Here is a 20414-nt window from a genome sequence, read left to right as displayed (position 1 = left end):
ATATGTTATTTAAAAATAAATATAAAAACCTTCGAAATAATTGTTTTAAATAATTACGTTTGTTAATATTATAATGGGTGATGAAAAATAGAAGTTACTCGGATATGTATATTAATAATCATAAAAAACAATTAAAGTGAGGTGATAGTAGTGGAAAAAGCTTATAAGTTTAGAATGTATCCAAATAAAAAACAGCAAGAGTTAATTAACAAAACTTTTGGATGTTGTAGATTTGTATATAATAAGTATCTTGCTAAAAAAATAGAAGTTTATGAAAATAATAAAGAAACTTTTACTTATAAACAGTGTAGTTCTGATTTGACCAATTTAAAAAGAGAATTAGAGTGGCTTAAAGAGCCTGACAAATTTTCACTACAAAACACCTTAAAAGATTTAGAAAACGCATATAAAAAATTCTTTAAAGAAAATGTAGGATTTCCTAAATTTAAATCAAAGAAAACTAATAGGTTTTCATATAGAACTAACTTTACAAATGGAAATATTATGCACCTTGGTCAATATATAAAATTACCTAAACTTGGTATGGTTAAAGTAAGGGATAAACAAGTACCTCAAGGGAGAATACTTAATGCTACAGTATCCAAAGAACCAAGTGGTAAATATTATGTATCATTATGTTGTACTGATATAGAGCTTGAAGCATTTGAAAATACTAATAATCAGATAGGTTTAGATTTAGGAATTAAAGAATTTTGTATCTCAAGTTGTGGACAATTTATAGAAAATCCTAAGTATCTTAAGAAGTCATTAAATAAACTTGCTAAATTACAAAGAAAACTATCGAGAAAAACAATTGGTAGTTTAAATAGAAATAAAGCAAGGTTAAAAGTTGCAAGACTTCAAGAACATATAGCTAATCAAAGGAAGGATTTTCTACAAAAACTATCTACTAAATTAATACGAGAGAATGATATTATTTGCATAGAAGATTTACAAGTAAAGAATATAACTAGAAATCGTAAATTATCTCGCTTAATTTCTGATGTGTCATGGTCAGAATTTATTCGTCAATTAGAATATAAGGCTAATTGGTATGGTAGACAAATTGTAAAAGTAGGTAAATTCTTTGCAAGTTCACAAATATGCAATAAATGTGGGTACAAAAACGAGGAAATGAAGAATTTAAATATAAGAGAATGGATTTGTCCTTGTTGTAATGTAACTCACAATAGAGATATAAATGCAAGTATAAATATACTAAAAGAAGGACTAAGACTAATAACAGTTTAAAATAAATAACTTATGTAAGAACCGTAGGAACTACGGGGATAGCCTGTGGAGAGTTTGTAAGACATATTTTAGTATGCAAAATTCTATGAAGCAGGAACCCTGTGACTTTAGTCATGGGAGGTTCAGTCAGGTATAACTAAGGACATTATAGATGAAAGATTAAAAGAAGGATATAGTTTAGATGATTTTTATAAGGTTATAGAGGCAAAGGTAAAAAGATGGAGATATACACCTATGGAAATGTATATAGAACCAGCAATTTTGTTTAGTTGTAATTTTGAGTCGTATTTAAGTGAAGAAAGTTCCTTAAAACCCTGTAATTATGGGGATGGATATGATGATATGTATTAGGAGTTATATAGAGATATTTATTAAGAGGTGAGTTTGTTTTTTAGTTGCTTAAAATATGAGTATATAAAAATAAACAGTATATTAAAAAATAGTGTGCATTTTTTAAATGAGAAAAGCACACTATTTTTTTTAATATACTGGAGAAATATAGCCCATTTGAATTGCTTTTGTAATAGCCTCAACTGATGAAGAAACATCTAATTTGTCATATATGTGTTGTAAATGATTTGATAATGTTCTTTCACTTATGTACAATTCATCAGCAATCACTTTTCTTTTTTTTCCACTACAGATAAGTTGTAATATTTTTTTCTCCATACTTGTCAAATCTTCAATAATTAGTTCATTATTTTCAGATGGGAAACAAGTTCGACCTTGATGGACTTTTAATAATGAATCAATTAAACTATCTGGACTGATATTCTTATTAAGGAATCCACAGATACCTATTTTTTTAGCTTTATATTTATAAACTGGTAGGTCATATCCAGTCAACATTATTATTTTAATGGTAGGGTTAGTTTCTAATAAATTGTAAGCTAGCTCTAAGCCATCATATTCACTTAAGTCTCTAAGATTTATATCCATCAATACAATATCTATTTTTTTATTTATAATTATTTCTGATAAATTATGAACATCTTGTGTGGAATAAAATTGTTCGAGTTCTTCATATTCTTCTAATGCAATAGACAAGCTTTTAGCAAAAAGCATGTGGTCATCAACTAACAAAATATTTATATGAACCATCTCCTTTCATAGGAATTGTAATTTGTACACAAATTCCGGGAGGTATATTATCAGAAATATTTATTGTTCCTCCTAGATTTTTTACTTGTTCTTTAATTGAGATAATGCCCTTATGTTTTGTTGTATCTAAAGGCATTTTAGGTGTATCTAAATTAGTTTTAAAGGATGTATTTGTCACACCATTATCACCAACAGATAATTTTATTATATCTTTTTCTAGTGATAAAGTTATCCATGCGTGGCTACCATTTGAGTGTTTATATACATTGGTCAATAATTCTTTAATTAGACGGTACATCAATATATCATATGGCTCAACCAAGAATAGAGTATCAGAACACTTAAAGGCAACCAGGATATTTCTTTGTGGAAATGATGAAGAAACACTTTCAATCAAATTCTGATAATTTTCTTTTATTGTCAGATTTTTTAAGATTACAGGATGATAGTCCTGCATCTGCTTTCTTATACGTGTATTTAAGTTGTTAAGTGTTTCATATATAATATCTTGTACTTCTGGACGATATGACTTACTAGTCATATTTTTTATTGAAAGCAAATCTTGTAACACATCGTCATGTAAAAAATTAGAAAAATCTGTTTTTAGTTGTTCCTCTTGTTGTAATCTCTCTAATGCAAAAGTATACTTACTATTTCTAGGAATTTGATTTTTTTCATGCTTTAAATTAAATTCTAAAATAATGTTACAAAGGAAAATCAGCATAAATAAAACATTTATAGCGATTAATATTATAGAAAAATTACCACTACTAAGCAGTACTACCAAACTAATAACTATAATACTCGTAAAAAGAAAAATAGACCTTTGTTTTAAGTTAAAAACTGTTGAAATAGGAAAACTATCATTTTCTTTAAGTACAATACCATGAATACTCATAGAAAATATCAATACAGTTAGATAGATTCCAAAATTACCAATATGATTTGATATTTTTAGTGTGAAAAAATAATAAATAAGGAATCCTATAATTGTTATAAATACAGAAATCAGTATAGGTCTTTTTTCACTTCTTATAACAAAAGTGACTCTTTTCCAATGATAAAAAATAATATAGAAAAAGCTTACTATACTTACAACAAACTGTATTCCATACATACAAGCATAGATTTTGTCAGATATAAATGCTCCCATAATTGCAGTAATACAGGTGATAATTAACAAAATATCTGTTATCTTACGAAATTTGTATCCACTACCTTGAAATAAAAATAAAAATATGAACTTAATAGAGACATACGCTATAATTGTGTTTAATATTTTAAAAATAATAGTACCTATTGGTGTGGCTACAAATGACAAGAGTAAATACCAACTATCTAGTGCTAATAACCCACAAAATAGTGAAATAATCTTATTTTCTCTGACATTACAAGAAGTTATATATGTAATATCTATAAGCAATAATGTTGAAATCATTAAGGGGATAATGCTTTGTATATTCATATAAGTTTCAATACTTGTAGAGATTCCCATAAAGAGGAGTGATAGGATGTAGTTTCCTAAAAATAATGTTTTTAAATTAAAGTTTGGCAATCTTATACACCTCCTTATGAATTTATAGTATTGTACTATATCAAGTTTATGACTACATTAAACCTATGAATTTATAGTTTTGTATTATATCAAATATTTATAAATAAATAAAGTATACCAAATCGCCACACATTTAAGTATGACGATTTGAAAAATATCATTTTTTTAATACGATTTTACAACAGGATTTAGTAGTAAGTATGTAATATATTAAATATACTATAGCAGTTGAGAAAACCGCAATAATTACAGGTATATATTGTGAGAATGAGGTTCCAAGTAAATTTTGCATCAAAGCAGTTTTATAGACCAAAGTAGCAAATGCACAATCCAACATCCCAAGTAAAAACGGAATATTAAAAAATGGTAATACCTGTTTTTTAATAATTTTTTTAATTTGTATATCAGTGTAGCCCATTTTTTGTAAAATCTCATAATCAGACTTTGAATCTAAAATTGCTGTTATATTGTTAAAGTATAATATACTTCCAACAGCAATAAAGAATAAAATAACGAGAAATCCTATTAGTAGGAATGTAGAGCTATTAATTGATAATAAATCATTAATCCTGTGAGAATGTCCTTGTAAATAAGGGCTTTTATTTAGATAATCTGAAATATCACCATATAATTTTTCATTGTTTTTAATTGATTTACTATTGATACTCAAAATACTTGTTACTGGCAATTTATTTTGTTCTATTTCTTTGTATATATTATCACTAACAATAAGTGTTCCAACACTATTACCAAAAGAAATGGTATTGTTTAATGATGTTTCTCTTACAGTTATAGGTGTTTCTTTACCATTGATGAGTAGTGGGTAAATCATTCCATTTTCAATACTTCCATCATTATTTGGTTGATACTTCATCAAAATACATTCATTATCATTTAAAGGTGTAAGTTGCTTTAGCAGTTTAGTTCTACCTTGTGCTTCTAATAATGTACAATAGTCCGAAAAAGATATACACTCAAATCCTGCTTTTCTTGAGATAACTCCTTTAGATGAACTATTATTAGATAGCTCATTTTTAGATGTACCAATCTCATATTCAAGAGGAAGGTCTTTTGCTGAAGATGTTACTTTATAAATATCTGTCTGTGTAAAAATAACATCGTCTGTATCAGAAGTATATCGACTTACAATTTGTTTTACATCTTCAACTTGTTCATTTCTTTCTACCCTAAATTCTATCTCTGAAGGTGCAATACGTGAAATTGATGCAATAGGATAGTATAAAGAAAGTGCCATAACACTTGAAACTGTTAAAGTAGAAGCAGATAGTAATGTAAGCATAATTAGAGTCTTAGAATTTGAGCGTATACGATAGATAAAGTTTGGAATAGTTATTATCTTCATATCTGTGTAGAAAGCTTGTCTATTTTTTTTGCTCTGTTGCATAATGTATGGAAGAAAGGCACTGATAAAGAGAGCTGTACCAATTACAATAAGAATCATAGTTACCAATCCTATTTGATAAAATCCTATACGTATCCATACCGACTTAGTTCCACGAAGAATATCTAATGCCAGACAATAGCCACTTAAAATCATAATAAATCCCATAAAAGCTGGGATTTTTCTGCACTTCAACTTTTTTTCTGCACTTTTTTCATACCTTACTAATTTTATAAGTGAAGTCCTAAAAAGGAATTTAGCGTTTGATATAGCTATTACTAAAACAACGAATACTATAAAGAGTGTTGTTTTACCTATTGCACTTATATTAAAAAATGGTATTTGTGAATTGTCAATTGATAAATTGAGTAGATTAGTAATTCCAAAGACAATACCCTTATGAGCCAATGCTCCTAATACCAACCCTACAATAAAAGCTCCACTACAAATTAATATATTCTCAAAAGTAAGTAGTGATAGGATTGCAAACTTGCGATATCCAAGAAAAGCATATATACTCAGCTCTTTTGTACGATGTCTCAAGAAGAATCGATTTGAATATGCCATATAGAAGATAACAAAAGCCATTAAAAATATAGAGATAACATTGCACATAGACTCAACTCTACCATCAGTTGAAATCTTTTCTAGCATTACCTTATTAACCGAAAATGAAGTAAATGCAAAAAATACAGTGATAACAAAAGAGACTGAAAGCATATATAGAGAATAGAATGAAAAGTTCTTTTTAAGGTTTTTTATTGCCATATAAAAAATGTTCATTAAATTATCCTCCTATCTTTTAGTATCCAATTTTGTAATTTCTTTAATAATCAATTCGTAAAATGTATGTCTATCGTTTTGTTGTTTGTGTAGTTCTTTAATAATACAACCATCTTTAAAAATCAAAATTCGATTTGCAAAACTAGCTGCATAAGCATCATGAGTCACCATTAAAATTGTTGTATTCAATTCCTCATTTGCTTCTTGTAGTGAGTAGAGTAGTTGGGTAGCTGAATTGGAATCTAAAGCTCCTGTTGGCTCGTCTGCAAACAGGATACTAGGCTGTTTAACTATTGCTCTAACTGCTGAAGCTCTCTGTCTTTGACCACCAGATAATTCATTTGGATATTTGTTTAATTGAGCAGTTATGCCAAATCGTTCGGCTAGACTTCTTACTAGATTTTCTATTTTATCTGGAGGTAGTTTTTTTAGAGTAAGAGGTACTGAAATATTTTCAAAAATTGTGAGACTGTCCAGTAAAAAATATTCTTGAAAGATAAAGCCTAAATTATTTTTACGAAAATCAGCAGAACTAGTATCATTAAGTGATTTTAAGTTTACATTGTTTATGAAAACATCCCCACTTGTTGGTTTATCAATTGTAGATAATACGTTAAGAAGAGTTGTTTTTCCAGAACCAGAAGCCCCCATTATTCCTATAAATTCTCCTTCTGATACATTAAAGGACACATTATCTAAACTCGGTTGTTGACCTTTAGTATAAATTTTAGTTATGTCATTTACTTTTAATATGGTATTCATAGTATATATCTCCTTTCATCTTAATACAGTCAAATTATATATTAACTTTATTGTTCGTTCATGAGTAAATCACGCAATAATTTTAGGCAAATTAATAATATTATAAAATATTATCTAAAAACCTTTCTTTTCTAGATGTTGTGAGAAAAGACTGGGTTTTAATTTAATCTTTTTACTGTATTTTGTAGATGAAAGGGAATTATTATCAAAGAATTGAAGGAGTAGATTATCATAAGGATATATAGTACTTACTAAACTTTTTATTAGATTTGAGTTAAAAGACATGTGTATAGATATAGCGATGTGAGAGGATAAACCATTTAAAAAACAAAAATAAAAAAAGCCATATATACGGAATAATCCAGTATTTATGGCTTTGTGATAATTAATAAAGTATATATTTTATTAATTGTCTATTTCAAATTCCAATATTTCACCAGTAATTGCATTGATTGTTATCTCATATTCAGTATTTCCTTTTATTAGTTCACCTTCATATTCTTTATCATCTTTATCATATTCAAATTTTACTATTTTTCCATCGGGAACTTTACTTAGCATTATTGATTTAGCTTTTTCAGCACTAATAATAGAATTGTTATCATTAGTATTAGAGTTATTATTGTGATTATTATCATTATCATCAAAGTCATCATCAGAATCATTGTCCATGTCAATATCTACAATTCTTCCATCAAATGCATTTATCTCTAATTCATATGTTTTATTGTCTTTTACTATTTTAGCTTCATATTCATTATCCTCAGCATCATATTTACAATAGATTAAATTACCATTAGGAACAGTATCTAGTGCTATAGATTTAGCTTTGTCCAATGATATATTTTTTGTACCTAAATTACTATCATTTAAGTCATCATCTTTTTCAATTTCTATTATTTTACCAGAGTAGGCATCAATTTCTATCTCATATAGGACATTATCTTTTATAACTTTGCAGTCGTATTTATTATCATCTTCATCATAGTAACAAACTAAAATATTACTTCCTGGAAGAGCTTGTTTTAATAGTTCTTTAGCCTGTATTAAAGATACTTTTTTAGTTTTATTTCTTATGTCGACATTTTTTAGTTTTAAAATATCTTCAAACGCTTTTTGGTTATATCCTCCTCCTACTTGTGTTATTTCATCTATGTCTTTATTTTTAATAAATTCCTTTTGACTATTTACGAGGCTACCATTAGATATCATTATAGGTGAATTTTCTTTAGCAGCTAGTACTCCTATTGATAATGAATCTACTAGTGCATTTTCTTGGTTAATACCATCTTTAGCTACAAATACATTATTTATTTTTTTGTCTTTATAAAATTTCTCAATAATTTTTGCATTAGTATTGTTTCTATCCAAACCGCTAATTCTTTCTCTGTTTGGATATTTTTTTACTGTATTGTCTGATAAAACCTTACTTCCTCCAACTATGTAAGATTTTTTTATAAACCTATTGTTTAAGAAATTTACACTACTATCATTACTGTTTTCATCTGATACTAGTATTATAGGCATATTATGTATTGCTGCTGGAGAAGCTATGCTAACTGCATCAGATAACCCATTTAATCCATTTACAACAGCAACATTTTCTACTTTTTTTATTTTATCTATTTCTTTAAGTACATTTGTAGACATTTCATATATATTATTTCCTGCGACTTTATTTATTTTTATGTTAATTGATTTTAGCTCATTTTCTACTTTAGCAGAAATACTATTTCCACTATCTACTATGTACACATTTTCTACACCAAGTCTTTTAAGTTCAGCTTTAGTCGAACTCTCAATACTATTACTGTTTACTAAAAGAATAGGTGCATTCTTTAGTATAGCAAATGGATTTGCACAAAGAGCACTTTGAATAGAGTTACCATTAACTAGAATAGCTGTTTTTGATTGAACCCACCCCAATTTACTTACTTCTACGGCTGTTTCATATCTTGTTTTACCTATTAGTCGTTCTTGTTTTGTAGCATTATCTGCAAAGATTACTGAAAAACTAGAAAAAAACATCATACCCGATACTAATATAGCTAAATTTTTCTTATTCATATTTTTACCTCACAATCTTTAAAATTTTATTATTTAGCGTTACTTAGTAAAATATAATCTTAAAAGTAAGCTGATATTAAATCTGATACTATAAAATCAACAGATAAGATTATTTAAAAACAAAATTTTCCTTTTTATATTCAATATTGTATCATAAATATAAAAAGGAAAATGCTTTTTAAAAGGGGTATACACTATTCATTTTTATCATTTGATAAATGAGTCTTTCCCCATTGTTTCATATGTTCTAAAACAGGAACAAAACTTATTCCTAAATCTGTTAGAGAATATTCTACCTTAGGTGGGATTTCTTCATAAATATGTCTAGAAATAAAACCATCTGATTCTAGTTCTCTAAGTTGTTTTGTTAATGTAGATTGAGTAATGTTTCCAATCTGTCGCTGTAGTTCTCCAAATCGTATTGTTTTTAAAGATATATAGTAGAGAATTTCAATTTTCCATTTGCCTCCTAATATTTTTTGTATCTTGACTATCGTTTCACATCGTTCAACTTTTGATGAATTATTTTTCATAAAAACCTCTCCTTGAATTTAAGTATAAAGCAGAGTATTTTTAAATTCAACACACTTTATTTTGAGATACTTAGTAGCATATTTGATACTATAAACATAAAAAGACAGTACTTTTCGATTTCAATATGCAATGCTATCATTAGCCCTGAAAGAATTTTATTGATAGGGGAGAGTTGTGTTATGGCAAAAATAAAAAAAATAAGTAAAGACTTACAGAAAATAGATGTTTTTCAAAAGGGGATGTTTTCTAAACAAAGTTTGAAAAAAATAGTTATTCCTTTGATGATTGAGCAGACTTTGATGTTATCAATAGGTATGTTTGATACGTTAATGGTATCTTCAGTTGGAGAAAGTGCAGTTTCTGGTGTTTCTCTTGTAGATACCATCAATACTTTGCTTATATACCTATTAACTGCTCTTGCTGCTGGAGGAGCTATAGTAGCAGGTCAATATCTAGGTAGCAAAAACTCAGAAAAGAGTAATCTTGCTGGAAAATAGCTGTTGACTGTCAGCTTTGGAATATCTGTGTTATTTATGACAATTTGCTTGATTTTTAATCACAGACTTTTATCGTTGTTTTTTGGAACTATAGAGCACGATGTCATGAGAAACGCTAGAATATACTTCTATATAACAGCAGTTTCCTTTCCTTTTATAGCTGTTTATAGTTCATCAGTAGCTTTGTTTAGAGCAATGGGAGATACTAAAACTGCTATGATTAATTCCCTTATTATGAATGTAATCAATATAGGGATAAATGCTTTACTAATATACGGGTTGCAATTGGGTGTATTAGGAGCTGGGATAGGCACTCTAACTGCAAGAGTTGTTGGAGCTACAACAACCATACTTATGTTACGTAATCCGAAATTAACAATTTCTATTTGTTCATATTCTTTTTGGGATATTGACTTAAATACAATCAAAAATATCTTAAAAATCAGTATTCCTGCCAGTTTAGAAAACAGTATTTTTCAAATAGGAAGAATAATTCTTACAAGTTTAATTGCTGTATTTGGAACAAGTGCAATTACAGCAAATGCCGTAACAGGAAGCCTTATTAATGTAGCTACCATTCCAGGTCAAGCATTAGGTTTAGCAATCACTATTGTAGTATCTCAATGTGTAGGTGCTAAGGAATTCGAACATGCCACTTTATATACAAAGTATCTGCTTAGATTATCTTGGTTTTATATGGCTATACTTAATTTAGGAATTTTACTTCTATTAAATCCTATTCTTAATCTTTACAATCTATCCAATATCACATTTTATTTAGCTTTTGAGATTATGATTATCCATATTAGTGGTTGGATAACTGTTTGGCCTCTTTCCTTTGTATTGCCAAATTCATTTAGAGCTTCTGGTGATGTAAGGTATCCTATGATTATTTCTATTTTCTCTATGATTATTTTTCGTATTGGGTGTAGCTACTTATTAGCTTATGTGGTAGGAATTGGTGTTTTGAGCGTATTTATAGCAATGCTTATGGATTGGATTTTCCGAAGTATCTGTTTTTTGTGGCGTTGGAAAAGTGGAAAGTGGAAAGAACATGCTTTGGATTAATATTAAAAACTATATTTTTATAATATTTGGACTAAAAATAAAAAAAGCTATTGACTTGAAGTTAACTCCAAGTAGTAAAGTATAGTTATACAAGATTTGTATAGATTTAAAAGAGAAGTTAAAAAGAAATAAATTAAATAAGATTTAAAGGGGGAAGTAAAACAATGGAGGCAAAAAAATTAGGTTTTGGATTAATGCGTTTACCAATAAAAGATGAGAATGATGTTACAACTATTGATATGGAATATTTAAATAAAATGATTGATACTTTTTTGGAGAGAGGATTTACATATTTTGATACAGCTTATGTATACCATATGGGAAAAAGTGAGATAGCACTGAGAGAATCTTTAGTAAAGAGACATAAAAGAGATAGTTTTACTGTAGCTACCAAACTGCCATTAATGGTTTTAAAGAAAAAAGAAGAACAAGAGACTATTTTTAATGAGCAGTTAGAAAAGTGTGGTGTAGATTATTTTGATTATTACCTTTTACACAATATAGGTGTATCACATTATGAGGTAGCCAAAAAATTTGATAGTTTTAAGTTTATTGAAGAAAAGAAAAAAGAAGGGAAAATAAAGAATATTGGTTTTTCTTTTCATGATAGTGCAGAATTATTAGATAAAGTCTTGACTGAGCATCCAGAAGTAGACTTTATTCAATTACAGATTAACTATATAGACTGGGACAATGAAAGTATACAGTCTAGAAAATGTTATGAGATAGCAGAAAAGCACAATAAGCCTGTGATTGTTATGGAGCCAGTAAAAGGAGGCACACTTGCAAAGGTACCAGAAAAGGCAGAGAAGTTATTCAATGATTATAATCCAGATATGTCAATACCATCTTGGGCAATCCGTTTTGCAGCAAGTAAAGACAATGTTATGATGGTCTTAAGTGGAATGTCAAATATGGAACAATTATTAGACAATACAGGATATATGCAAAATTTTAAACCATTTATAAAAGAAGAATATGATGTTATAGACGAAGCTGTAGAAATTATCAATGAATCAATTGCAGTTCCATGTACTGCATGTCAGTATTGTGTAGAAGGATGTCCAAAAAATATTGCTATTCCAAACTATTTTGCATTGTATAATTCAGAAAAACAAGCTATTAATGCTGGATTTTCAACACAGATGGTTTACTATAATAACTATACTAAGACTTATGGCAAAGCATCAGATTGTATTGGATGTAAACAATGTGAGGAAAGTTGCCCACAACATATTAAAATTATAGATGCTTTAAAGGATGTGGCAGAAATCTTTGAAAAATAATTAGTAGCTATAAATAAGAAGGATAAATAATTTTAAAAAATAATTACATGTAGATAAATAGAGTAAGTAGTTTTGATTAAAAAATAGCTACGTACACTTGTGATTTTAGTCATGGGAGGTTCAGAAGTTACTAACTATGGCTAAACAGAATAAGAAATTTCTATAGGATATTATTTGAATTATCTAATGATATTTTAATCTATACAATATCAAGAGAGAGGTATGTATGTATGACGATTTCAGAAGTTAGCAAAAAATACGAGCTTTCAGCAGATACTTTACGATATTATGAAAGAATTGGTCTGATACCACCTGTAGGTAGAAATAAAAGTGGGATTAGGTCCTTTACAGAAAAAGATTGCGAGTGGGTTAATTTTATAAAATGTATGAGAAGTGCAGGACTTTCTATTGAGACATTGATTGAATATGTGGCTATGTTTCAACAGGGAAATAGTACTATTAAAGCGAGAAAAGAACTTTTAATAGAGCAGAGAAATCAGTTGGCTAAAAGAATGGAAGAAATGCAAAAAACTTTGGAGCGATTAAATTTTAAGATTGATAGATATGAAGAAGGTCTTGCTGAAAAAGAAAAGACATTAGAAAGCAGTATAAATAAATAAGAGGAGGAAGTATATTATGAGTAAAAATGTATTAATAGTATCCGCAAGCCCTAGAAAAGGTGGAAATTCTGATTTATTGTGTGACCAATTTATGCAAGGGGCATTAGAATCAAAAAATAAAGTAGAGAAGATATTTCTAAAAGATAAAGATGTTAACTACTGTACTGGATGTGGTGCTTGTTATGAAAAAGGAGCAAGTTGTCCACAGAAGGATGATATGGGAGAAATTCTTGAAAAAATGATTGAAGCAGACGTGATTGTTTTGGCAACTCCAGTTTATTTTTATACTATGAATGGACAAATGAAAACTATGATTGATAGAACCTGCTCTAGATATACTGAAATTTGTGATAAAGATTTCTATTTTATTGTTGCAGCAGCAGACAATAATGTGGATGATATGGAAAGAACAATAGAAGGATTTAGAGGGTTTACATCATGTTTAAATGGTGCTAAGGAAAAAGGTATAGTATATGGTGTAGGAGCTTGGCACATAGGTGATATTAAGGGAAGTGAGTCAATGAAACAGGCATATGAAATGGGCAAGTTGGCATAGTATGTTTGTATATAATAAAGGAGCTGTCTCAAAATAGAGATAAGCTTCTTTTTTATTGTTGAAATTATGAAAATATATTTGAGTTCATACAAAAAAGAGTGCCTCATGAACTAAAAAGTTCATTTTGAGACACTCCATTTATTTTATGATAATTATCTAAATATTTAGTATCACCCATATATTTTAATAATTATCATAAAAAATTATAAAGATTCTTGCATGATATTATTTTCTTTAGCAATTAATTTTTCTAAGCTTTTCCAATCAGTTTCTTCCATATTTGCAAAATAATGACCGCTTCCTATACAAGTCAAGTAAGACTTTCCATCTAATTCAAATGAAGAACCACCAATACACTTTGGATTACATTTTTTACAAGTACGAGTTTTAGTGATACTTTCCTTAATAGTTTTAGAACATTCTTCTACAACATTTTTATATGTATTTAGATGAAAAAGATTTGCTTTAACTCTCCATTTTTTTTCGTTACATTCTATAGTAAATAGGCTACGCTTTGGTTTCTTAGTGGAATATTATACTATCTTGTAAGAACGAGCACCTGTCTTTGGCTCAATTTTGCAATCTAATGATTTACCAAGTTCATGTAAATCACAAGCAACATTATAATCTTTACCACTTAATACCTTTAACATTTCCTCTGTTGTTTCTGCTGTTAATTCACTTTTACCCATATTAAAAAATCCCCCTAATAAATAATAATTTCACATAAAAATAATTAATATTAGTATATTAAATAAATTTATTAAAATCAATAAAATAACTACAATCTTACATTATTAGACATAGAATAAGAGCTAATGCTTTATTATAAAAAAGACTTAATAGTATGAAAATTCACTTAGACATGATACAATTCTATAAAAGATTTAAAAAATATGAAAGGAGAAAGTTGCTGAGAGGTAATCAACATAATAATTTACTGATAGATTATAAATTTATTATGAGAAGAATAATATTATGAAGTAAGGTTATTAAAAGAGGGATTTGTGAGTTCTCAGCAATGGTGATGGGTATTGATGATTTTTTGGTTACTATTATATTTAGCTATTATATTTTCAATAGGTTCTATGATAACTAGAGTAAATAAGGTTTGGGTAAAGGTTTTACTATTTATAGTGGTTGGATTGTCAACTATAGTTCTTTCATACATAATAACTTGATAATTCATACATAATAACTTGATAATTTAGGATTAAAAAACTGGTTTTAACATATAAATTCTCAAAACAAGAATTCTCAAGTTGGTAAATTTCTAGATATGAGAAAAAATTTGACATTACGAAAAATAATTTTGAAGCGTTTTTTTATAAAAATATTTAGATGTGGCTGGTTTGAATGACTTCACAAAATTTTATATATAGGTAAAATTTGGCATGTTAATTGCTTTAATAAAAGTTAACATGGACACAAATAAATATAATCATCTAAGTATTGATTATTTGAAGTTTTAGATTTGAAATTTAATCTAAAGGTTCATATTGATATTGGTGTTTAGGAAATTTTATTTTCCTGTAAATATAACCTAATAATAGGAGGTGAAATTATGTCAAAAGTAGTAATAGCTACAGAGAAAGCTCCAGGAGCAATTGGACCATATTCTCAAGCGATACAAGTTGGAAATATAGTTTCTACATCAGGTCAACTTCCAATAGATATGAAAACTGGTGAGTTAGTATCTGACCCAAAAGAAGCAACAAAAGCTTCTTTAGATAATGTAAAAGCAATATTAGAACAAGCTGGTACAAGTATGGATAAAATATTTAAGACTACAGTATTCGTAAAAGATTTAAAAGATTTTAATGATATTAATGAAGTGTATGCTACATATTTTAAAGAAAACCCACCAGCAAGATCATGTGTACAAGTTGCTCAATTACCAAAAGATGCAGTTTTAGAAATTGAAGCAATGGCAGTATTATAACAATAAAACCAATAACAAAACTAATGAAAATTAAAAACTAATAAAAAAAGTCTACAATTAAAAAAGTTTATATTAAAAAAGTCTATATAAAAATCTATCTAAATATTTAACTATTGAGCTTTTCTCATATAATGTATATTTTTGTGCCAAAAATATATTTGTTATATGGGGAAGGCTTTTTTGTATTTTATTATTGTATTATGATTCATTTTATTATTTCTATATTATAATTAATGTAATCACAATATAAAACAATTTTTTTATAATTAATATTATGTATTTTAATCCAAATATATAAATAAGTAATGTTTTATATATATTTTAAAGATTGACTATATGTTAAAATATAGCTAAACTGATAATTTGGTAAATTAAATTATAATGGGGGAAACTATGTTAAGTAAATTAAAAGAATTTCAACAAGAAATGATAAAATACACTGAAACAGTAGCTAGTGTGTTAGATGTAGATATTGAAATAGTTGATGATAGATTAATAAGGATTAGTGGCACAGGTCTATATAAATCAAAGATAAATGAAAGCGTTGTTACTGAAGGATTTATCTATGATAAAGTTATACAGACAGGTCAGGAATTAGTCGTATTGGATATATGTGATAATCAGCTTTGTATAGAATGTTCCCATTACATGAAATGCCTAAATAAAGTAATAATAGCAGTCCCAATAAAATATAATAATCGTACTATAGGGGTAATTGGAGCTATTAGTACAGATAAAACTAAAAAAGTAGAAATAAGTGCAAAAATAGATAATTATCTAAAATTTGTCAATCATATATGCGATTTAATTTCTATGAAGATAGAAGAACATGAAGCGTCAAAAAATAGTAGCAGAAAAATGAATATGATGATAGAAATAATTGAAAATGTTGAAAAAGGCGTTATTATTCTAGATATAAATAGCAAAATATCATACATAAACAATATAGCTCTAAAAAAATTAGACATTGAGAAAGATATAATAGAAAATATAGTAAATATAGTATCTGTTGAATCCTCCTCAAATGGACATGAATTACTAGAAATTGATATTGATAGCAAGATTTATAATATAAATGCCAAAATAATTCCCGTATATCCATATATAAATCAATACGACAAAATAATAATATTTGACAAGACATATATCAACCACAAAGGACATGGAAAAGTTAATAGTGGATGGGGAAATAGTGATATAGAGTCTATAATTGGAAATTCAGAAGCGATGGTGAAAGTTAAAGAGAGAACCAAGAAATTAGCAAAATCAAATTCAACTGTCCTTATAACTGGTGAAAGTGGTACAGGTAAAGAGCTAATTGCTAGAGCTATACATGCAGAGGGTAGTAGGTGGAATAAGCCATTTATTGCTATAAACTGTGCTGCTATTCCAGAAAATCTTCTTGAAAGTGAGCTATTTGGATATATAAAGGGTGCATTTAGTGGAGCTAGTAGTGGCGGTAAGGTAGGAAAATTTGAACTTGCAAATGAAGGTGTGATATTTCTTGATGAAATGGGAGATTTGTCGATGCCTCTACAAGCAAAGCTACTTAGAGTCTTACAAGAGAGAAAATTTGCAAGAATTGGCTCAAATAAACTTATTGATTTAGATATAAGAGTAATTGCCGCTACAAATAAGAATTTACTGAAATTAGTAAATGAAGGTAAGTTTAGGGATGATTTATATTATAGATTAAATGTAATTCCTATAAATTTGCCACCTCTTAGGGAAAGAAAAGATGATATTGAAGCAATAATGATGAAATTTGCTTCTAAATATTCTTTAGAATTAGGTATTCAATTGAATAAAATAGAAAAAAATGTGATGAATATGTTGATTAACTATAATTGGCCGGGAAATATAAGGGAACTGGAAAATGCAGTTGAGTATATGATGAATTTAGTTGGAGATGATGGAATAATATACAAAGATATGCTTCCATTAGATATTTTGAACTATTATAATATTAATGGAAATGCATGTAAGAGTACAAATGGAACCTTTGAAGATGATATAGTTGAAGGTATAGTAGAAAATCAAGAAAGGATACTTTCAATCAAAGAATTAGAGTTGACTTATATAAGTAAGTTGTTGAATAAGTATGGAAGAGATACAAAGACAAAGAAAAAAATAGCGAAAGACTTAGGTATCGGTTTGGCTACATTATATAGAAAATTAGAAGAGGAACAGCAATAACTTAAAATACGAAGTAAGAAAACTTTAGACTAGACATATATACAATTGGACTAAAATAATGACAGTTGGGTCGATTGAACTACTAGTTGGGTCATATATATTGATACTAAAAAATAAGGATGTTATCTTTTTATTAACAGAAGATAACGTCCTTATTTTTTAGTGTCATAAGAATTTATAAATTTTTGGATACTTATGAGAAGGATTAGTTACAGACGAATGTAGTATGGTAAATAATTAATAAATACTTGATAAGTAAAAATATATGGAAGAAGAAAGTACATTCATCTTCTATTCAAAGTTTACTGTAATGAATTTATATGGTAATTTTTATTGAAATAAGGAGGTTTATATGAAAAAATATGGAGTTATTTTACTAGTATTAATTATAGGATTTACAGGATTTTTTGTATATGATAAATCCTTTAAACCCTGGAATGAAGCTGAAAAACGTATTAATAAATACATGGTAGAGCAGCGAGTTTCAAAAGATGATATAAGTAAAATCATAAAAGAAAAAGCAAAAAAAGCAAGTTACAAGGGTATCCTTTATAAGGTATCTTATAAAAATGACCCTCAATATGAATATCAATACTTTTATAGTGATGATTATCATGCTTTATACGTAAACAAGGTTTTATTACAAATATATGACTTAAATGATGGTCATGAATTAAAGGCTGATAAGGAACTTAGAAATTTAAAATATCCGCCAATCTACTTGGATAAATAAGCTATAAAAGAAAAAGGAGTCTTATGAAAATAGACTCTTTTTTTATTTTTACATTAATTTGTTGGTATTAACTCTGAATTGTCTACCTTTACTACAAATAACACATTATTTTATTATTTGTGTATTATAATTAAGCTAATTGAGGTATAAAACGGATTTTTTATAATTGATATTATGTATTTTAATGTAAATATACAAATAAGTAATGTTATATATTTTTAAAAAATTGACTATATGTTAAAATATAGCTAAAATGGTAATTTGACTATATAAAAAAAGTATTTAGTGGAACTAGTCTTAAAGGAAAAAGGATATTTAAACACTGTTTCAGTTCTTCAAAGTAATCAGGTAAATTTAAACTCGCAAATGAAGGCATTATGTTCAGTGACAAAGTGAAATAAAAGTTAAAGTGAAATAGAAGTTATAGAAAATAAAGGCAGTAATATATCTGACAAAATAATAGACATATAAAGAATAAGAGCATAATAAAGGAAAAATTAAAACAAAGAAACGGTTTCTCGAATTGATAATTCTCGTATTGATAAAAATTTCCCAATATGAGAATTTTTTCTTTTATAAATCTTATTTTTCACATTCATAATTTATAAAATTTAAAGAAATTTTATAAAAGTATGTAATTCCAACATAAAAAAAATATTTTTAGAATAAATAATATTGGCATAGTAATTGCTTTACTATTAAGACACAAAGATAAAAAATTAAAATGACACCGAAAAATTTGAAAGGGGAATATAAAATAAATGAGAGAAATAAAATGGAAATTAAATAATCTACCTAAATCTGAGGAAAAAGAAAAAGGTATTGAATTTTTAAAAGATGAAGAGATTGCAAAGGCTAAAGCTTTCCATGAGAGCTTTCCACAATATGAAAAAACTCCTTTAGTTAAATTAGATAACTTAGCAAAATCACTAGGAGTAAGCGGAATATATGTTAAAGATGAATCTTATAGATTCGGATTAAATGCATTTAAAGTTTTAGGTGGTTCTTACTCTATGGGTAGATATTTAGCTCAAAGATTAGATACAGATATATCTGAGTTAGGATATGACAAATTAACTTCAAAAGAAATAAAAGAAAAGTTAGGAGAAATAACTTTCTTTACAGCTACAGATGGAAACCATGGTAGAGGAGTTGCTTGGACAGCTAATAAATTAGGTCAAAAATCTGTTGTATTAATGCCAAAAGGTTCTTCTGAATTTAGATTAAACAAAATCAAAGGAGAAGGAGCAGATGCTAGTATAACAGACTTAAACTACGATGATGCAGTAAGATTAGCTAATGATTATGCAGAAGCTGATGACCATGGAGTAATGGTTCAAGATACAGCATGGGACGGATATGAAGAAATACCAGCATGGATAATGCAAGGATATGGAACTATGGCTAAAGAAGCTATAGAGCAATTAAAAGAATATGGAGTAGATAGACCAACACACGTATTTGTGCAAGCAGGAGTTGGTTCACTTGCTGGAGCAGTTCAAGGATATGTTGCTTCAATATACGATGAATGCCCAATAACAGTAGTAGTAGAAGCTGATGAAGCTGATTGTTACTATAAATCAGCAGAAGCAGGAGATGGAAAGCCAAGATTTGTTGGAGGAGATATGCCAACTATAATGGCTGGTCTTGCTTGTGGAGAGCCAAATACTATAGGGTTTGAAGTGTTAAAAAATTATTCATCAGCATTCGTTTCAGCACCAGACTGGGTTTCTGCTAAAGGTATGAGAATACTAGGAAATCCTCTAAGAGGAGATGAAAAAGTAATCTCTGGAGAATCTGGAGCAGTTACAACTGGAGCATTAGTTTCAATTCTTGAAAGTGAAGATTTAAAAGACTTAAGAGCAGCTTTAAAATTAGATGAGAATTCTAAAGTATTATTAATAAGTACAGAAGGAGACACTGACCCTGATAAGTATAAAGATATAGTTTGGAATGGTGAGTGCCAAAGTAAATAAAAGACTTAAAATAAGAACTAAATAAAATCAAAATAAGAGCTAACTAAAATTAAAATAAAGTCTAAATAAAAGATTAATAAATAAA

Annotated in this window: 18 protein-coding genes and 1 pseudogene; 12 read left to right on the top strand and 7 right to left on the bottom strand. The window is 27.9% G+C overall.

The features are described from left to right. The first annotated feature begins 141 nt into the window (after nt 1–141). On the top strand, nt 142–1251 hold the full coding sequence (gene tnpB / locus ACTG48_RS17805; protein ID WP_479917569.1) for an IS200/IS605 family element RNA-guided endonuclease TnpB: 1110 nt from the start codon (nt 142–144) through the stop codon (nt 1249–1251). 132 nt (nt 1252–1383) lie between these two features. Next, nucleotides 1384–1602, top strand: coding sequence for a conserved phage C-terminal domain-containing protein (locus ACTG48_RS17800; RefSeq protein ID WP_479918805.1), 219 nt, complete (start codon nt 1384–1386; stop codon nt 1600–1602). 129 nt (nt 1603–1731) lie between these two features. Here the strand turns inward: ACTG48_RS17800 and ACTG48_RS17795 are convergent, their stop codons facing one another. Beyond that, nucleotides 1732–2352, bottom strand: coding sequence for a response regulator transcription factor (locus tag ACTG48_RS17795; RefSeq protein ID WP_479917568.1), 621 nt, complete (start codon nt 2350–2352; stop codon nt 1732–1734). Further along, entirely contained in the window at nt 2324–3505 is a 1182-nt protein-coding gene (locus ACTG48_RS17790) for a sensor histidine kinase (protein WP_479917567.1), read from the bottom strand. Before ACTG48_RS17790 ends, ACTG48_RS17795 begins: the two co-directional genes overlap by 29 nt. 85 nt (nt 3506–3590) lie before the next feature. Here ACTG48_RS17790 and ACTG48_RS17785 point away from each other — a divergent pair, with 85 nt between their 5' ends. After that, nucleotides 3591–3821, top strand: a complete 231-nt coding sequence (locus ACTG48_RS17785) for a hypothetical protein (RefSeq protein ID WP_479917566.1) — start codon at nt 3591–3593, stop codon at nt 3819–3821. 243 nt (nt 3822–4064) lie between these two features. On the opposite strand, the gene ACTG48_RS17780 is transcribed toward ACTG48_RS17785, so the two are convergent. The 4 genes from ACTG48_RS17780 to ACTG48_RS17765 all read right to left on the bottom strand — a co-directional run bounded on the left by ACTG48_RS17780 (nt 4065) and on the right by ACTG48_RS17765 (nt 9454). Next, complete coding sequence (locus ACTG48_RS17780; protein ID WP_479917565.1) at nt 4065–6092, bottom strand: FtsX-like permease family protein; 2028 nt, start codon at nt 6090–6092, stop codon at nt 4065–4067. A 12-nt stretch (nt 6093–6104) separates the two neighbouring features. After that, on the bottom strand, nt 6105–6854 hold the full coding sequence (locus ACTG48_RS17775) for an ABC transporter ATP-binding protein (RefSeq protein WP_479917564.1): 750 nt from the start codon (nt 6852–6854) through the stop codon (nt 6105–6107). Nucleotides 6855–7259: 405 nt separating this feature from the next. After that, nucleotides 7260–8921, bottom strand: a complete 1662-nt coding sequence (locus ACTG48_RS17770) for a cell wall-binding repeat-containing protein (protein WP_479917563.1) — start codon at nt 8919–8921, stop codon at nt 7260–7262. A 194-nt stretch (nt 8922–9115) separates the two neighbouring features. After that, complete coding sequence (locus tag ACTG48_RS17765; protein ID WP_021386127.1) at nt 9116–9454, bottom strand: winged helix-turn-helix transcriptional regulator; 339 nt, start codon at nt 9452–9454, stop codon at nt 9116–9118. Between the two features lie 180 nt (nt 9455–9634). On the opposite strand from ACTG48_RS17765, the pseudogene ACTG48_RS17760 reads away from it, so the two are divergent. From ACTG48_RS17760 to ACTG48_RS17745, 4 genes and pseudogenes are all read left to right on the top strand, one after another. Beyond that, nucleotides 9635–11020, top strand: a pseudogene (locus ACTG48_RS17760) (MATE family efflux transporter). Nucleotides 11021–11184: 164 nt separating this feature from the next. Further along, a complete protein-coding gene (locus ACTG48_RS17755) occupies nt 11185–12306 on the top strand; it encodes an aldo/keto reductase (RefSeq protein WP_021386128.1) in 1122 nt (373 codons plus the stop codon). 230 nt (nt 12307–12536) lie between these two features. Next, nucleotides 12537–12926: a MerR family transcriptional regulator gene (locus tag ACTG48_RS17750; protein ID WP_021386116.1), complete on the top strand. Its 390-nt coding sequence runs from the start codon at nt 12537–12539 to the stop codon at nt 12924–12926. Between the two features lie 16 nt (nt 12927–12942). Next, on the top strand, nt 12943–13482 hold the full coding sequence (locus ACTG48_RS17745; RefSeq protein WP_479917562.1) for a flavodoxin family protein: 540 nt from the start codon (nt 12943–12945) through the stop codon (nt 13480–13482). 533 nt (nt 13483–14015) lie between these two features. Here the strand turns inward: ACTG48_RS17745 and ACTG48_RS17740 are convergent. Continuing rightward, nucleotides 14016–14174, bottom strand: a complete 159-nt coding sequence (locus tag ACTG48_RS17740) for a hypothetical protein (protein ID WP_479917561.1) — start codon at nt 14172–14174, stop codon at nt 14016–14018. 345 nt (nt 14175–14519) lie between these two features. Here ACTG48_RS17740 and ACTG48_RS17735 point away from each other — a divergent pair, with 345 nt between their 5' ends. From ACTG48_RS17735 to dpaL, 5 genes are all read left to right on the top strand, one after another. Next, complete coding sequence (locus ACTG48_RS17735) at nt 14520–14663, top strand: hypothetical protein (RefSeq protein ID WP_021386123.1); 144 nt, start codon at nt 14520–14522, stop codon at nt 14661–14663. Between the two features lie 383 nt (nt 14664–15046). After that, complete coding sequence (locus ACTG48_RS17730) at nt 15047–15424, top strand: RidA family protein (RefSeq protein ID WP_003421988.1); 378 nt, start codon at nt 15047–15049, stop codon at nt 15422–15424. A gap of 393 nt (nt 15425–15817) precedes the next feature. After that, the gene (locus ACTG48_RS17725) at nt 15818–17620 is read left to right on the top strand and encodes a sigma 54-interacting transcriptional regulator (RefSeq protein ID WP_479917560.1); all 1803 of its coding nucleotides are present in this window, start codon (nt 15818–15820) and stop codon (nt 17618–17620) included. 352 nt (nt 17621–17972) lie between these two features. Further along, nucleotides 17973–18353 (top strand): DUF3139 domain-containing protein, encoded by a 381-nt coding sequence (locus tag ACTG48_RS17720; RefSeq protein ID WP_021386117.1) that lies wholly within the window; start codon nt 17973–17975, stop codon nt 18351–18353. A gap of 761 nt (nt 18354–19114) precedes the next feature. Then, the gene (gene dpaL, locus ACTG48_RS17715; RefSeq protein ID WP_479917559.1) at nt 19115–20329 is read left to right on the top strand and encodes a diaminopropionate ammonia-lyase; all 1215 of its coding nucleotides are present in this window, start codon (nt 19115–19117) and stop codon (nt 20327–20329) included. Nucleotides 20330–20414: the final 85 nt, after the last annotated feature.

The organism is Clostridioides sp. LIBA-6822 (assembly GCF_056688955.1).
The sequence above is the reverse complement of the archived record's forward strand: the minus strand, read 5'-3'. Positions and strand labels throughout refer to the sequence as shown.